This window comes from Bradyrhizobium sp. (assembly GCF_030693485.1).
In the GTDB taxonomy this organism is placed as follows: Bacteria; Pseudomonadota; Alphaproteobacteria; order Rhizobiales; family Xanthobacteraceae; genus Bradyrhizobium.
The window spans coordinates 1-14,335 of the sequence record NZ_JAUYAN010000019.1 but is presented as its reverse complement, the minus strand read 5'-3'; the positions used below and the strand labels follow the sequence as shown (position 1 = coordinate 14,335).

The 14,335-nt window shown below is 64.1% G+C and carries 14 protein-coding genes; 10 read left to right on the top strand and 4 right to left on the bottom strand.

The window, feature by feature from the left end:
- The 7 genes from Q8N40_RS01780 to hflX form a co-directional block, all read left to right on the top strand.
- Nucleotides 1-708 (top strand): tRNA-dihydrouridine synthase (locus Q8N40_RS01780; protein ID WP_305710587.1); only part of this gene is annotated, 708 nt, incomplete at its 5' end.
- Nucleotides 705-1,880 carry a nitrogen regulation protein NR(II) gene (locus tag Q8N40_RS01775; RefSeq protein WP_305710586.1) on the top strand — a complete coding sequence of 392 codons (1,176 nt, stop codon included), beginning with the start codon at nucleotides 705-707 and terminating at the stop codon, nucleotides 1,878-1,880. The genes Q8N40_RS01780 and Q8N40_RS01775, both read left to right, overlap by 4 nt.
- Nucleotides 1,881-1,889: 9 nt before the next feature.
- A complete protein-coding gene (ntrC, locus tag Q8N40_RS01770; protein WP_305710585.1) occupies nucleotides 1,890-3,332 on the top strand; it encodes a nitrogen regulation protein NR(I) in 1,443 nt (480 codons plus the stop codon).
- A 152-nt stretch (nucleotides 3,333-3,484) separates the two neighbouring features.
- Nucleotides 3,485-5,812, top strand: a complete 2,328-nt coding sequence (locus tag Q8N40_RS01765) for a PAS domain-containing sensor histidine kinase (protein ID WP_305318812.1) — start codon at nucleotides 3,485-3,487, stop codon at nucleotides 5,810-5,812.
- A gap of 18 nt (nucleotides 5,813-5,830) precedes the next feature.
- Nucleotides 5,831-7,201, top strand: coding sequence for a sigma-54 dependent transcriptional regulator (locus Q8N40_RS01760; protein ID WP_305318811.1), 1,371 nt, complete (start codon nucleotides 5,831-5,833; stop codon nucleotides 7,199-7,201).
- A 254-nt stretch (nucleotides 7,202-7,455) separates the two neighbouring features.
- Entirely contained in the window at nucleotides 7,456-7,704 is a 249-nt protein-coding gene (gene hfq / locus Q8N40_RS01755; RefSeq protein ID WP_006020546.1) for an RNA chaperone Hfq, read from the top strand.
- 11 nt (nucleotides 7,705-7,715) lie between these two features.
- Nucleotides 7,716-9,092, top strand: a complete 1,377-nt coding sequence (hflX, locus tag Q8N40_RS01750) for a GTPase HflX (RefSeq protein ID WP_305710584.1) — start codon at nucleotides 7,716-7,718, stop codon at nucleotides 9,090-9,092.
- A gap of 108 nt (nucleotides 9,093-9,200) precedes the next feature.
- On the opposite strand, the gene mazG is transcribed toward hflX, so the two are convergent.
- A complete protein-coding gene (gene mazG, locus Q8N40_RS01745; RefSeq protein WP_305710583.1) occupies nucleotides 9,201-10,055 on the bottom strand; it encodes a nucleoside triphosphate pyrophosphohydrolase in 855 nt (284 codons plus the stop codon).
- Nucleotides 10,056-10,186: 131 nt separating this feature from the next.
- Here mazG and queC point away from each other — a divergent pair, with 131 nt between their 5' ends.
- On the top strand, nucleotides 10,187-10,903 hold the full coding sequence (gene queC / locus Q8N40_RS01740) for a 7-cyano-7-deazaguanine synthase QueC (protein WP_305710582.1): 717 nt from the start codon (nucleotides 10,187-10,189) through the stop codon (nucleotides 10,901-10,903).
- On the opposite strand, the gene Q8N40_RS01735 is transcribed toward queC, so the two are convergent.
- From Q8N40_RS01735 to nthA, 3 genes are read right to left on the bottom strand one after another with little or no spacing between them, the layout of a single operon-like run.
- On the bottom strand, nucleotides 10,900-11,286 hold the full coding sequence (locus Q8N40_RS01735) for a nitrile hydratase accessory protein (protein ID WP_305710581.1): 387 nt from the start codon (nucleotides 11,284-11,286) through the stop codon (nucleotides 10,900-10,902). The two genes, queC and Q8N40_RS01735, sit on opposite strands and share 4 nt — an antisense overlap.
- A complete protein-coding gene (nthB, locus tag Q8N40_RS01730; RefSeq protein ID WP_305710580.1) occupies nucleotides 11,286-11,942 on the bottom strand; it encodes a nitrile hydratase subunit beta in 657 nt (218 codons plus the stop codon). The genes Q8N40_RS01735 and nthB overlap by 1 nt, the downstream gene beginning before the upstream one ends.
- Nucleotides 11,942-12,577, bottom strand: a complete 636-nt coding sequence (gene nthA, locus Q8N40_RS01725) for a nitrile hydratase subunit alpha (protein ID WP_305321588.1) — start codon at nucleotides 12,575-12,577, stop codon at nucleotides 11,942-11,944. Before nthA ends, nthB begins: the two co-directional genes overlap by 1 nt.
- Before the next feature lie 62 nt (nucleotides 12,578-12,639).
- On the opposite strand from nthA, the gene Q8N40_RS01720 reads away from it, so the two are divergent.
- Both Q8N40_RS01720 and Q8N40_RS01715 read left to right on the top strand, forming a co-directional pair.
- Entirely contained in the window at nucleotides 12,640-13,401 is a 762-nt protein-coding gene (locus tag Q8N40_RS01720; RefSeq protein WP_305710579.1) for a hypothetical protein, read from the top strand.
- A 31-nt stretch (nucleotides 13,402-13,432) separates the two neighbouring features.
- A complete protein-coding gene (locus Q8N40_RS01715) occupies nucleotides 13,433-14,239 on the top strand; it encodes an enoyl-CoA hydratase/isomerase family protein (protein ID WP_305710578.1) in 807 nt (268 codons plus the stop codon).
- Nucleotides 14,240-14,335 lie beyond the last annotated feature (96 nt).

Here is a 14,335-nt window from a genome sequence, read left to right as displayed (position 1 = left end):
TGTCCGGCGCGTCACGTCACCGGCGGCCAGTCCGGTTCGGCGCTGATGCGCGATCTCGATCACGCCTTGACGCTGATAGAAGCCACGATCGCGGCGGTGAAAGTGCCGGTCACGTTGAAGATGCGGCTTGGGTGGGACGATCGCTCGCTCAACGCACCTGAACTGGCGCGCCGTGCCGAAGCCGCCGGGGTGCAGATGATTTCGGTGCATGGCCGCACCCGCTGCCAGTTCTACAAGGGCGAAGCCGATTGGGGCGCGGTGCGCGCCGTCCGGGATGCGATTGCCATTCCGCTGGTCGTCAACGGCGATATCACCTCGTTCGAGAAGGCGGTGACGGCGCTCGAAATGTCCGGCGCCGATGCGATCATGATGGGGCGCGGCGCGCAGGGCCAGCCCTGGCTGCCGGGCCAGATCGGGCGCCAGCTCGAATCCGGCATCACGGAGACCGCACCGTCGCTGACCCAACAGCTCGACTATATCCGCGCGCTCTATGACGAAGTCTGCAGCCTCTACGGCCTGCGCATCGGACTGCGCCATGCCCGCAAGCATCTCGGCTGGGCGCTGGACGTCGCATCGCATACCAGCCGCGCGCCGGTAGCGACGCTGAAGGCCTGGCGGCAGAAGATATTGACCACCGACGACCCGAACCGCGTTCACCAATCCCTTGAAGATGCATTCGACGACTTTGCATGGAGTGCTGCTGCATGAGTTTAGCCGCAGATCATCGCCGAACTTTGCCATCTGAAAGCGAGGCCATCCTCAACGCCTTGCCGAATCCGGTGCTGCTGATCGCGCCCGACGGCAAGATCATCGACGCCAACATGGCGGCGGAATCGTTTTTCGAGATTTCGACCCAGTTTCTGCAGCGCCAGTCGCTGAAGGAGCTGGTGCCGTTCGGCAGTCCGCTGCTGGCGCTGATCGACCAGGTGCGCTCCAGCGGATCGCCGGTCAATGAATACAAGGTCGATCTCGGCACGCCGCGGATCGGCGGCGATCGCCAGGTCGATCTGCACGTCGCGCCGCTCACCGAGCGGCCCGGCCATATCGTGGTGATGCTGCAGGAACGTACCATCGCCGACAAGATGGACCGGCAGTTGACGCACCGAAGTGCGGCGCGTTCGGTGATCGCGCTGGCCGCGATGCTGGCGCACGAAATCAAGAATCCGCTGTCCGGCATTCGCGGCGCGGCACAGCTGCTCGAGCAGGCGGCGTCGTCGGAAGACCGCATGCTGACGCGGCTGATCTGCGACGAGACGGACCGCATCGTCACGCTGGTCGATCGCATGGAAGTGTTCGGCGACGATCGCCCTGTAGCGCGCGGCGCGGTCAACATTCACAGCGTGCTCGATCACGTCAAACGGCTGGCCCAGTCCGGCTTCGCGCGCAATATTCGCTTTGTCGAGGACTACGATCCGTCGCTGCCGCCGGTGCTGGCCAACCAGGACCAGCTGATCCAGGTATTTCTCAATCTGGTGAAAAACGCCGCCGAGGCGGTGGTCGATCTCGGCAGCGATGCCGAGATCCAGCTCACCACCGCGTTCCGGCCGGGCGTTCGACTCTCGGTGCCCGGCAAGAAATCACGGGTGTCGCTGCCGCTCGAATTCTGCGTCAAGGACAATGGTGCCGGCGTGCCGGACGACCTGCTTCCGAACCTGTTCGATCCGTTCGTCACGACCAAGCCGACCGGCAGCGGCCTTGGCCTTGCACTGGTGGCCAAGATCGTCGGCGACCATGGTGGCATCATCGAATGCGAATCCCAGCCGCGGAAAACCACCTTCCGCGTGCTGCTGCCGATGTTCAACCCGACCAAGCAATTCGAGCAAAGCAATCGCGATGGCGTTCCGGGGACGCCGTCGCATGCCTCACAGGACTCCAGATGAGGAATGACAATGCCCGCAGGTAGCATACTTGTAGCCGACGATGACACCGCCATCCGTACGGTTCTGAACCAGGCTCTCTCGCGCGCCGGTTATGAGGTGCGCCTGACCGGGAACGCGGCGACGCTGTGGCGCTGGGTGAGCCAGGGCGAGGGAGATCTCGTCATCACCGACGTGGTGATGCCGGACGAGAACGCCTTCGACCTGCTGCCGCGGATCAAGAAGATGCGGCCCAATCTGCCCGTCATCGTGATGAGCGCGCAGAACACCTTCATGACGGCGATCCGGGCCTCGGAGCGCGGCGCCTATGAATATCTGCCGAAGCCGTTCGACCTCAAGGAGCTCATCACCATCGTCGGCCGCGCGCTGGCGGAGCCCAAGGAGCGGATGGCCAGCCGTCCCGACGAGAACGAGTTCGATTCGATTCCGCTGATCGGCCGCTCGCCGGCGATGCAGGAAATCTACCGGGTGCTGGCGCGGCTGATGCAGACCGACCTCACGGTGATGATCTCGGGCGAGTCCGGCACCGGCAAGGAGCTGGTCGCCCGCGCGCTGCACGATTACGGCAAGCGTCGCAACGGCCCGTTCGTGGCCGTCAACATGGCGGCGATCCCGCGCGATCTGATCGAATCGGAATTGTTCGGCCATGAACGCGGCGCGTTCACCGGCGCCAATACCCGTGCCTCGGGCCGGTTCGAGCAGGCCGAAGGCGGCACCTTGTTCCTCGACGAAATCGGCGACATGCCGATGGAAGCGCAGACCCGCCTGTTGCGCGTGCTGCAGCAGGGCGAGTACACCACGGTTGGCGGGCGTACGCCGATCAAGACCGACGTGCGCATCGTCGCGGCAAGCAACAAGGACCTGCGCATCCTGATTCAGCAGGGCCTGTTCCGCGAATACCTGTTCTTCCGCCTCAATGTGGTGCCGTTGCGTCTGCCGCCGCTGCGCGAGCGAATCGAGGATCTGCCCGATCTGATCCGCCATTTCTTCACGCTGGCCGAGAAGGACGGATTGCCGCCGAAGAAGCTCGATGTGCTGGCGCTGGAACGCCTGAAGCAGCATCGCTGGCCTGGCAACGTGCGCGAACTCGAGAATCTCGCGCGCCGGTTGGCGGCATTGTATCCGCAGGATTTGATCACAGGCTCCGTCATCGACGGCGAACTGGCGCCTCCGGCAGTGACTTCAGGGGGCAGCGTCCAGCACGGCGTCGACAATCTCGGCGGCGCGGTCGAGGCCTACCTGTCGTCGCATTTTTCGGGCTTCCCCAACGGCGTGCCGCCGCCGGGGCTCTATCACCGGATCCTCAAGGAAATCGAGATTCCGCTGCTCACGGCAGCACTGGCGGCGACGCGTGGCAATCAGATTCGCGCCGCCGATCTGCTCGGCCTCAACCGCAATACGCTGCGGAAGAAGATCAGGGATCTCGACATTCAGGTCTATCGGAGCGGGACTTAGCAGCTGCGCGATCTGGAATAGGTTCATAAATCGGGCCTGTGCACTTCAATGCCAGGGCGCGCCGTGGAATTGTCGCAATTCGGCAACAATGTGATATGAATGCATCAGTCCGCTGCCGGCGGACACAGGCCTTCAGCTCACACCTTGCCGGAATGACCAGCGCAGACACATCGGCCCCATTGTTCGATCCGACGTTTGCTGAATCCAGGGGATCGTCCCTGCGGAAGCGGCTGGCGCCGTTCGCCGTCGCCATTGCGCTGCTGTCGGCGTTTCTCACCTTCGTCGTCCTGACCGGCCTGACGCCGATCGAGCCGACGCGCGAGGTGGTCTATTCGTTCCTGCTGATCAATGCGGCGTGCATCCTGCTGCTGATCGGCATCATCGTCCGCGAGGTCTGGCAGGTTGTTCAGGCGCGGCGCCGCGGCCGGGCGGCGGCGCGGCTACACGTCCAGATCGTCAGCCTGTTCTCCGTGATTGCGGTATTGCCGGCCGTGCTGGTGGCGGTCGTCGCCAATATCACCATCGACCGCGGCCTCGACCGGCTGTTCTCAGGGCCGACGCGCGAGGTGATCCAGAATTCGCTGATCGTGGCCAACGCCTATCTGCACGAGCATGCCCAGCTTATTCGCGGCGACATTATTGGAATGGCCAACGACATCGCCAACGCGCGGCCACTGTTCGACCAGGATCGCGGAACGTTTCGCCGGCTGCTGACAGCAAGCGCCGCTTCGCGCAACCTGCCGGGCGCCATGGTGATCGACAATGTCCCCAATATCCTGGAAACCGCGCAAACCGGCATCGCACAGGCCTTCACGACGCCGGCCCCGGAATTCCTCAGCGGCGTCGATGAAACCGAACCCCAGATCGCCGTGTTCATCGAAGCCAATTACGTTGCCGCCGTGATCCGGCTGCGCGCCTTCAACGACACTTTCCTCTATGTCGCCCGGCTGCTCGATCCGCGCGTGGTCGCGCAGCTCAGGCAGACCCAGGCCAGCGTCGCCGAATACGCCCAGATGGAGTCGCGCAAGCTCGGCATCCAGGTGGCGTTCGCGCTGATGTTCGCGGTGATCGCGCTGACCATCCTGATGGCCTCGGTCCTGATCGGGCTGAATTTCGCCAATTGGCTGGTCGCGCCGATCCGGCGGCTGATGGGTGCGGCCAACATCGTGTCGACCGGCGATCTGCATGTCCAGGTGCCGGTCCACAAATCGGAGGGCGATCTCGCGCAGCTCGGCGAAACCTTCAACAAGATGACGCAGGAGCTGCGCACCCAGCGCGACGAACTGGTCGGCGCCAGCGAGCTGATCGACAGCCGGCGGCGGTTCATCGAAGCGGTATTGTCGTCGGCGAGCGCCGGCATCATCGGCGTCGATGCCGCCGGCAATGTCGGTATCCTGAACCGCTCCGCCGAGAAACTGATCGGTCATGCGGAATCCGAGACGCTGGACCATCCGCTGTCGGACGTGCTGCCCGAACTCGACGACATGATGAAGACCGCGCGCGAGGGCACCCAGCGGCTGGTGCAGGGCCAGATCACGCTTCTGCGCGACGGCCATGAGCGCAATCTCTCGGTTCGGGTCAGCGCCGAGCAGACCAGCCAGTCGCGCGACAGCTACATCATCACGCTCGACGACATTACCGAGCTGGTGTCGGCGCAACGGACCTCGGCCTGGGGCGACGTCGCCCGGCGCATCGCGCACGAGATCAAGAATCCGCTGACGCCGATCCAGCTTTCGGCCGAACGTATCCGCCGTAAATTCGGCAAGGTCATCACCGAGGACAAGGCAATCTTCGAGCAATGCACCGATACCATCGTGCGGCAGGTCGACGATATCAGGCGGATGGTCGATGAATTCTCACGCTTCGCGCGAATGCCGAAACCCGTCATGGAAGGCGAGGACGTCGCGGACACCGTCCGGCAGGCGGTGTTCCTGATGCGGGTCGGCAATCCCGATATCGACTTCGAAGCGGAGATCAAGAACGACCCGATGCGGGCGCAGTTCGACCGGCGGCTGATTTCGCAGGCGCTGACCAACATCATCAAGAACGCGGCCGAGGCGATCGAAGCCGTCCCGGCGGAGGAATTGGGCAAAGGCCGCATCGAGGTGGTCGCCGGCATCGAGGGCGACGACATCGTGATCGATGTCATCGACAACGGGATCGGCCTGCCCAAGGTGGCTCGGGCGCGGTTGCTCGAGCCCTACGTGACCACGAGATCGAAGGGTACCGGACTTGGCCTGGCGATTGTCGGGCGGGTTCTGGAGGATCACGGCGGCAAGATCGAGCTGCACGATGCCGCGGACATCCGGCCGGGTCAGCGCGGCGCCTGGATGCGGTTGCGGTTTGCCGTATCGGGCCACGCACCGAAGGCGGAGATCAAGGAGCCTGCGGCTGAAACAAAGCCGCCGGTCCCTGAAACCATTGGGCCCGCAGACACGACCAACAATGAAACAAAGATCGAAGCCGCAACCGGCAACTGACAAGACAGGGCGCGACTCATGGCAAATGACATTCTGATTGTCGATGACGAAGCAGATATTCGGGATCTGGTTGCCGGCATTCTCGATGATGAGGGATTTACCACCCGGACCGCGCGCGACAGCGATTCCGCGCTGGCGGAAATCGCCAACCGGCGGCCGAATCTGGTGTTTCTCGACATCTGGCTGCAGGGCAGCAAGCTCGATGGCTTGCAGTTGCTGGAACAGATCAAGAAAGACCACGCCGACGTTCCGGTGGTGATGATCTCCGGGCACGGCAATATCGAGACCGCGGTCGCCGCCATCAAGCGCGGCGCCTACGACTTCATCGAGAAACCCTTCAAGTCGGACCGGTTGATTCTGGTGGCGACCCGGGCGCTGGAGACGTCGCGGCTGAAGCGCGAGGTGAAGGAGCTCAAGCAAATGGCGCCGGCCGCCAGCGTGCTGACCGGACGCTCGGCCTGCATGAACCAGCTGCGCCAGACCATCGAGCGGGCCGCCAAGGCCAACAGCCGCATCCTGATCGTCGGCCCGTCCGGCGCCGGCAAGGAACTGGCGGCGCGCACGCTGCACAACGCTTCATCCCGTACCGAGGGGCCGTTCGTCGTCATCAACGCCGCGGCGATCACGCCGGAGCGTATGGAAGTCGAACTGTTCGGCATCGAGCAATCCAACGGCGAACAGCAGCGCAAGGCGGGCGCGCTGGAGGAAGCCCATGGCGGCACCTTGTTCATCGACGAGATCGGCGACATGCCGCGGGAGACCCAGAACAAGATCCTGCGCGTGCTGGTCGACCAGACCTTCCAGCGCTCGGGCGGCACCACCAAGGTCCATGTCGACGTGCGCATCATTTCATCGACCGCGCGGAACCTGGAAGAAGAAATCGCGGAGGGCCGGTTCCGCGAGGATCTCTATCACCGCCTGTCGGTGGTGCCGATTCGGGTGCCGCCGCTGTCGGAGCGGCGCGAGGATATTCCCGAGCTGATCGACTATTTCATGGATCAGATCTCGGTCGCCACCGGGCTGCCGAAGCGCCAGATCGGTCAGGATGCGATGGCGGTGCTGCAGTCGCATGTCTGGCCCGGAAACGTCCGCCAGCTTCGCAACAACGTCGAACGCGTGATGATTCTGGCAAGCGGCGGTCCGGAGGTGATCATCACGGCCGATATGCTGCCGCAGGATGTGGGCTCGATGGTGCCGGCAATGCCGACCAGCAGCAATGGCGAACACATCATGGGCCTGCCGCTGCGCGAGGCGCGGGAGGTATTCGAGCGCGACTATTTGATCGCGCAGATCAGCCGTTTCTCCGGAAATATATCGCGTACGGCGGAATTCGTCGGCATGGAGCGCTCAGCGCTACATCGCAAGCTCAAAGCGCTGGGCGTCGGCTAGGAAACCGCAGCGTTCGATCCATGCATTTGCTTGAGAAAATTCATCTCTTTCCGTGCTTTTACGGAGAATTGCACCCGTGTTCTGTGCGCCTGAGGTGCGAACTGGCTTGCCTAAAAAGCGCGCCTGCCTTCTAATCATACCGCCGCGCCCTCGGAGGGGGGTCTCAGGGAAAGCCGGCAACCGAAGGACAGCTCCGCCAGAGAGCAGCCATCGGCTCAATAAAAAGAAGCAAACAAGACTGCGGGACAAAAACAATGGCGGCAGACCGCGCACAAAACCTACAAGACACCTTCCTTAATCACGTTCGTAAAACCAAGACGCCACTGACGATCTTTCTGGTCAATGGAGTGAAGCTGCAGGGGATTGTCACCTGGTTCGACAATTTTTGCCTGCTGCTCCGTCGCGACGGTCATTCGCAGCTTGTCTACAAGCATGCGATCTCGACCATCATGCCGGGCGCTCCGATCCAGCTGTTCGAAGGCGGCGAGGACGCGCCGGCTTGAGAGTGATCTGATTGGAACCCCGAAATCCTGAAGGGGGCGCCGACCGTCCGCAGTCGGCAAGGGGCAAAGAATCAGGGCGGGTGGTTGTCATCGGCCCCTATCTGCGTGTGCGTCGCGGTGACCCCGACGCGCCAACGGATTCGCATGCCATGCGCAATTCCGAGGCGCGGCTCGAGGAAGCCGTCGGTCTGGCGCGCGCCATCGATCTTGTGATCGCGGAAGCGCTGATCGCGCCGATCAGCCAGGTGCGGCCCGCGACCTATCTCGGCAAGGGCAAGGTCGAGGAGATCGTCGGGCTGATCACGGGGCACGAGATCGAACTTGTCGTGATGGACTGCGCGCTGTCGCCGATCCAGCAGCGCAATCTCGAGAAGGCCTGGAACACCAAGGTGCTCGACCGCACCGGATTGATTCTCGAAATTTTCGGCCGGCGCGCTAAAACCCGGGAAGGTTCGCTTCAGGTCGAACTGGCGCATTTGAATTATCAGCGCAGCCGCCTGGTGCGGTCCTGGACCCATCTGGAGCGGCAGCGCGGCGGTTTTGGTTTCATGGGGGGACCCGGCGAAACCCAGATCGAGGCCGACCGCCGGCTGATCGGCGATCGCATCGCGCGGCTGGAAAACGAAATCAGGAAAGTTCAGGCGACGCGGCGGCTGCATCGCGAGGGCCGCAAGCGGGTGCCGTATCGCGTCGTGGCGCTGGTCGGCTACACCAATGCCGGAAAGTCGACGCTGTTCAACCGCCTGACCCGCGCCGAGGTGCAGGCGGCTGACATGCTGTTCGCGACGCTGGATCCGACCCTGCGCGCGCTCCATCTGCCGCATGGCGGCAAGGCGATGCTGTCGGATACCGTCGGTTTCATCTCCAATTTGCCGACGCAACTGGTGGCGGCGTTTCGCGCGACGCTGGAGGAAGTGCTGGAAGCCGACGTGATATTGCACGTCCGCGACATCTCGCATGAGGACGCCGAGGCGCAACAGCGCGACGTCGATACCGTGCTGCGCCAGCTCGGCATCGATCCCGACGCCGGCCGTATTCTCGAGGTCTGGAACAAGATCGACCGCTTCGACCCGGAGATGCGCGAAAACCTGCAGAACATCGCCGCCCGCCGTCCGGCGGAACGCCCGTGCTTCCTGGTCTCGGCCGAGACCGGCGAGGGGGTCGAGGCGCTATTGACGGCGATCGAGCACCGGCTGGCCGCAACCCGGATGACGCTGGACCTGTCGATCGACGCCTCCGACGGCGCCGGCATCAGCTGGCTGCATCGCAATTCCGAGGTGCTCGCCAAGGAACTGCACGACGGCCGCTTCGACATGACCGTTCGCGTCGATGAAACCAAGCGCGATATCGTCGTCAACCGGTTCGACGCGGTGCCGCATCCGATGTGAGCCGTCGTTCCCGCGCACGCGGGAACCCATAACCACAGGCGTCTGTGGTTACGACAGATCGTTGATCACAGTTTTCACATCGATAGATCACGCGGTATGGGTCCCGGCTCAGCGTTCGCTTCGCTCACTCGGCCGGGACGACGGAAGATTTTCGGTTTCCTTCGCCTCGTCCCACAGGGCGTCCATCTCGGCGAGCGAGGCTTGGTCAAGCGAACTTCCCCGTGCCGCCAGCGTGCGTTCAATATAGCCAAACCGCCGTTCGAATTTGGCGTTGGTGCCGCGCAGCGCCAGGTCGGGATCGGCGCCGACATGGCGCGCCAGGTTGACCAGCGCGAACAGCAGGTCGCCGGTCTCCTCGGCGAGTTCCCTGGCGTCGCCCTTGTCCAGCGCGGCCTCGATCTCGTCGGCTTCCTCGCGGATCTTGCGCAGGACCTCGCGGGGATCGTTCCAGTCGAAGCCGACGCTGGAGGCCTTGCGCTGCAATTGCATCGCGCGCGACAATGCCGGCAGTCCTGCCTTGACGCCGGACAGCAGGGATTTGTGCGAATTTTTCTCGGCTGGCCGCTGCACCGCGCGTTCGGCGCGCTCCTCGGCCTTGATGCGCTCCCACGCGCTGGTGACGCCGACCGGCGTCAGCCGGCCGTGCTCGTCGGCGAACACGTGCGGATGCCGCCGAATCATCTTGCGCGTGACCGCCTCGACCACGTCGCCGAACGCGAACGCGTTCTGCTCCTCGGCCATGCGGGCGTGATACACCACCTGCAGCAGGAGATCGCCGAGTTCGTCCTTGAGATCGTCGAGATCGCCGCGCGCGATGGCGTCGGCAACCTCATAGGCTTCCTCGATGGTGTAGGGCGCGATGGTCGCGAAATTCTGTTCGAGATCCCACGGGCAGCCGCTGCCGGGCGTGCGCAACGCCGTCATGATCTCGAGCAGGCGTGAAATATCGCGGGAAGGGGTCATGACGCTGCCAGGGGCCTGAGAAAGGATCAGGCCTTATGCCGCAACCGGAGCCTCCGTCCCAGCGAAACGAGCCGGGCATGGGAATGTTTCCACCGATTGGCCCCGGGTTCGATGAGTGCTATGGGCACGCCATGAGCGACCAACTGCAAACCGAAACTGCGCTGGTGCTGTTCTCGGGCGGACAGGATTCCGCCACCTGCCTCGCCTGGGCGTTGCAGCGCTTCAAACGCGTCGAGATGCTCGGTTTCGACTACGGGCAGCGCCACGCCATCGAGCTGCAATGCCGGGGCCGTCTGCTCGACGGCATGAAATCACTGCGCACGGATTGGGCGGGGAAGCTGGGGGAGAGCCACACGCTGGATATTCCGACTTTGGCCGAGATCTCCGACACCGCGCTGACCCGCGATGTCGCGATCGCCATGGGCGCGGATGGCCTGCCCAACACTTTCGTACCCGGTCGCAACCTGGTGTTTCTGACCTTCGCCGCGGCGCTGGCCTACCGGCGCGGCATCACCCATATCATCGGCGGCATGTGCGAGACCGACTATTCCGGCTATCCGGATTGCCGCGACGAGACCATCACGGCGTTGCAGACCGCGCTCAATCTCGGAATGGCCAGGAAATTCGAGCTGCATACGCCGCTGATGTGGCTGGACAAGGCGTCGACCTGGCAACTGGCGCATGATCTCGGTGGCGCAGGGCTGGTCGACCTGATCCGCGAGCATTCCCACACCTGCTACCTCGGCGAACGCGGCGCACGTCACGACTGGGGTTTTGGATGCGGCGAATGCCCGGCCTGTGCGTTGCGCGCCAAGGGCTGGCGGGAATACGCGGCGCGCTCCGCTTAGCTCGCAAAATCTTCCGGCAGCAATACGATCGGCGAGCCGTGCGGGGTGCGGTCGGCGGCGTGGTCCCAGGCATCACGGTAGCGATGCAGGGTGGCCGGCGTCGCGACGCCCTTGTCGGCGATCAGCCTTTCCAGCGTCGCCAGCCAGTGCCGGTAATAGGTTTCACCGGTATCGGCATCGCCTGCCGCCTGCGCACGCTTGATCTCTTCCGCCAGCGCTGCCGCCCATTCGGTCCATGAGAACAGCCCGCGTGCATGCAGCGCCAGCGCCATCGCAAAGGCCTGAGCTTCCCAGGGCTCGCGGAACACCGGGCCGTCGGCGTCGCGGGGAATGCCGGGAAGCGTGCGGGTGGCGTCAAGGGCGGCTTGCGGATCGAGCGACATCAGGCGGGCTCCAGATAGGATTCCCAGGCGTCGACCGATGTCTTCACGCTGACGTCGCCGTCAGGTCCCCACAATTCGCGGCCGTCGAAAGTCACGGTGTAGAGCCATTGCGGATTCTCCTGGCCCAGCGCGTTGCTGTCGGGGAATACGTGAACGCCATGCAGCAACTCGACCACGCCGACATGGCCGCGCACGTAACGCGGCAGCCGCGTGTGAGTGGGCGGATGCATCACTTTGGTGCGGATGCGGTCGCCGACCGCGAACAGAGCAGGGCTCCTGACCTCGCGCTGGGTCGGCCCGCCGCGGTGCAACATCGCCGCGACGCCGTCGGGCGACAGCGTCCTCGCCACCGGTTTGGCCGGATGCAGCGGCTTGCCGGCTTCGATTTCGTCCGCCGTGACCAGGCCGCGCTCCAGCATCAGCTGTTCGAGGCCCGCGAGCCAGATCTGGTAATAGCTCTTGCTCAGATAGTCCTGGGGTGGCCGGTTCTCGCGGGCAAAGCGCGACATGTCGATGTTCCAGCCGCCGGGCATTCCCATCGCCAGCGTGATCGCAAATGCGCGCCGCTCCCATTCGGCGTGAAATATCGGCTCGTCAGGTTCGGGCTTCACCGGACCGGACCACGCTACGCCGCCCATATCGTGCGCGCCCTCCATCAGGCGGCCTCATGCGGTTGCTTCGGCAACCCGGTGCCGATCATGCTGTCGCGGGTGACGAGGTCGGCGAGGCGCTGCTCGCTCCAGTCCTCGGTGCCGGCGGGGCGCATCGGCAGCACGAAATAGCGAATTTCCGCGGTCGAATCCCAAACCCGAATCTCGGTGCTGTCAGGTAGCTCGAAACCGAAATCGGCGAGTACGCCGCGCGGATCCTTGACCGCCTTGGAGCGGAACGGCGCCGATTTGTACCAGACCGGCGGCAGCCCGAGTACCGGCCACGGATAACAGGAGCACAGCGTGCACACGACCATGTTGTGGAGGCGAGGGGTGTTCTCGACCGCCAAGATGTGTTCGCCCTGGCGGCCGGCATAGCCGAGTTCCGCTATCGCCGGCGTGGCATCCGCGAGCAGGCGGGCGCGAAAAGCCGGATCGGACCATGCCCGCGCCACCACCCGGGCGCCGTTGCGCGGGCCGACCTTGGTTTCGTAGGTCTCGATCAAGAGATCGAGCGCGGCCGGATCGACGTAGCCCTTTTCGGTCAGGATGGTCTCGAGCGCGCGCACCCGCAGCTCGGTCTCCGACAATTCCGAATGGTCGTGATCGTGGTGATGGTGGTCGTGGTCATGTCCGGTCATATCGGCAAGATACGCAAGATTGTGGGTATGTCGAGGCCTGCGGACTCTGTTAGCGTGCGCGCATGGGGCAGGAAGCAAAACGCATCATTTTTGCGGGAATGGCGGCCATCGCGGCGCTCGGCCTGTCCGATCACGCCCGGGCTGCCAATGGCGCCTATGCGGTCGATGCCGCCGACGTCGGCGAGGCCGGATCCTGCAAGATCGACGGCTGGCTGTCGACGGCCACCAATACCGATTTTTCCGCCGTCGCCAATCCGTCCTGCGTTGTCGATGTGTTCAGGCCGGTGGAAGTCAGCCTGCAGACCGTCCGTTCGCGCAGCGAGGGCGAGTGGAGCACCACGCTGGCGCCGAAGGCAAAGACCAACATCGTTCCCACCGGGATCGGCCGAGCGGGCTTTTCGTTCTATTCCGGCGGCGCGTTCGACGCGAAAACCGGCGAGAGCCTCACGGCCTTCGGGGTGGTGCCGGCGACCTACCGGCTGTCCGAAACCATGCGGATCAACCTCAATGCCGGCTGGCTATGGGATCGCAGCATCGACCAGCACTATTTGACCTATGGCCTCGGCTTCGACTGGAAATTGACCAAAACCTTGCAGTGGACCATCGAGGCGTTCGGCCAGGCCGGGCAATCGGATACGCCGAGCGCGGTGCGGCCACGATTGCAGACCGGCATGCGTTACCGTCCGAATGAGATCTTTTCGGTCGATGTCATCTACGGCCACAATATATCAGGCGAAAACGCCAACTGGATCACCATCGGCACGACAATCCGGTTTCCAGTGCCGGGTGGCAAACCGGACCATCATCGGACCGGCCACTTGTGAGCCGGAAGATACAGAGCAGGGAGGCGCTGAATTGGCCGGGTTTGTCACCATCGAGAAGGGCCTCGGGCCCGAGGGACGCATCGCCGTGGTGCGCTTCGACCGCGGCGACGGCATCAACGCGCTGTCGCCGGAAGCGCTGCGCCAGCTCACTGATGCCGCGCGCAGTTTCGAGGACGACGGCGAAACCTCGGTGGTGGTGCTGACCGGAGGCGCCAGGGCGTTCACCGCCGGGTTTGACCTCAAGGACCCCGAAGGCCGCGCGCGCGCCACGATGGATCTGGGCACGCTGCGGCGGCACCTGAAACTGGGGCCGCGGCTGACCCGGGCCTGGCAGGAGATGGAACAGATCACGATCGGCGCCATCGAAGGCTTTTGCGTCGGCGGCGGCGTGGCTTTGGCGGTGGCGCTGGACTTTCGCGTCATGGCCCGCGACGGCCATATGCGGGTGCCCGAGATCGGCCTTGGTATGAACATGAGCTGGCAGAGCGTGCCGCGCATGCTGCATCTGATCGGACCGGCCCGCACCAAGCAGGCGGTGATCCTGGCCGACAAGCGCATCTCGGCCGCCGAGGCCCTTGAATGGGGTCTGGTGGAGGAGGTGGCCGAGCCCGGCCAGGCCCTCGCCGCCGCCATGGCGCTGGCCGCCAAGGTCGCCGCCCAGCCGCCGTTGTCGGTCGCCATGACCAAGCTGACCGTCAACCGGCTGACCCATGCGCTCGACGACCTCGCCAGCCACATGGACCTCGACCAGTTCGCGCTGGCGAGCCTCAGCGAGGACCACAAGGAAGGCGTCGCGGCGTTCCTCGGCCGGCGCAAGCCGACGTTCCGGGGACGCTAAAGGAGCCCCGGACCAAAAAGTTGAAAACAACCCCATGCAATGAAAAGTCAAGGCCATCCATATCCCAAATTCGCATAAGGTATATTATGGAATATA

What these genes read in the sequence shown, in the direction of transcription:
- nthB (WP_305710580.1), bottom strand. Translation starts at nt 11,942, where the DNA reads ATGGAGGGCGCGCACGATATGGGCGGCGTAGCGTGGTCCGGTCCGGTG.
- mazG (WP_305710583.1), bottom strand. Translation starts at nt 10,055, where the DNA reads ATGACCCCTTCCCGCGATATTTCACGCCTGCTCGAGATCATGACGGCG.
- Q8N40_RS01775 (WP_305710586.1), top strand. Translation starts at nt 705, where the DNA reads ATGAGTTTAGCCGCAGATCATCGCCGAACTTTGCCATCTGAAAGCGAG.
- Q8N40_RS01760 (WP_305318811.1), top strand. Translation starts at nt 5,831, where the DNA reads ATGGCAAATGACATTCTGATTGTCGATGACGAAGCAGATATTCGGGAT.
- nthA (WP_305321588.1), bottom strand. Translation starts at nt 12,577, where the DNA reads ATGACCGGACATGACCACGACCACCATCACCACGATCACGACCATTCG.
- Q8N40_RS01720 (WP_305710579.1), top strand. Translation starts at nt 12,640, where the DNA reads ATGGGGCAGGAAGCAAAACGCATCATTTTTGCGGGAATGGCGGCCATC.
- Q8N40_RS01765 (WP_305318812.1), top strand. Translation starts at nt 3,485, where the DNA reads ATGACCAGCGCAGACACATCGGCCCCATTGTTCGATCCGACGTTTGCT.
- queC (WP_305710582.1), top strand. Translation starts at nt 10,187, where the DNA reads ATGAGCGACCAACTGCAAACCGAAACTGCGCTGGTGCTGTTCTCGGGC.
- ntrC (WP_305710585.1), top strand. Translation starts at nt 1,890, where the DNA reads ATGCCCGCAGGTAGCATACTTGTAGCCGACGATGACACCGCCATCCGT.
- Q8N40_RS01735 (WP_305710581.1), bottom strand. Translation starts at nt 11,286, where the DNA reads ATGTCGCTCGATCCGCAAGCCGCCCTTGACGCCACCCGCACGCTTCCC.
- hfq (WP_006020546.1), top strand. Translation starts at nt 7,456, where the DNA reads ATGGCGGCAGACCGCGCACAAAACCTACAAGACACCTTCCTTAATCAC.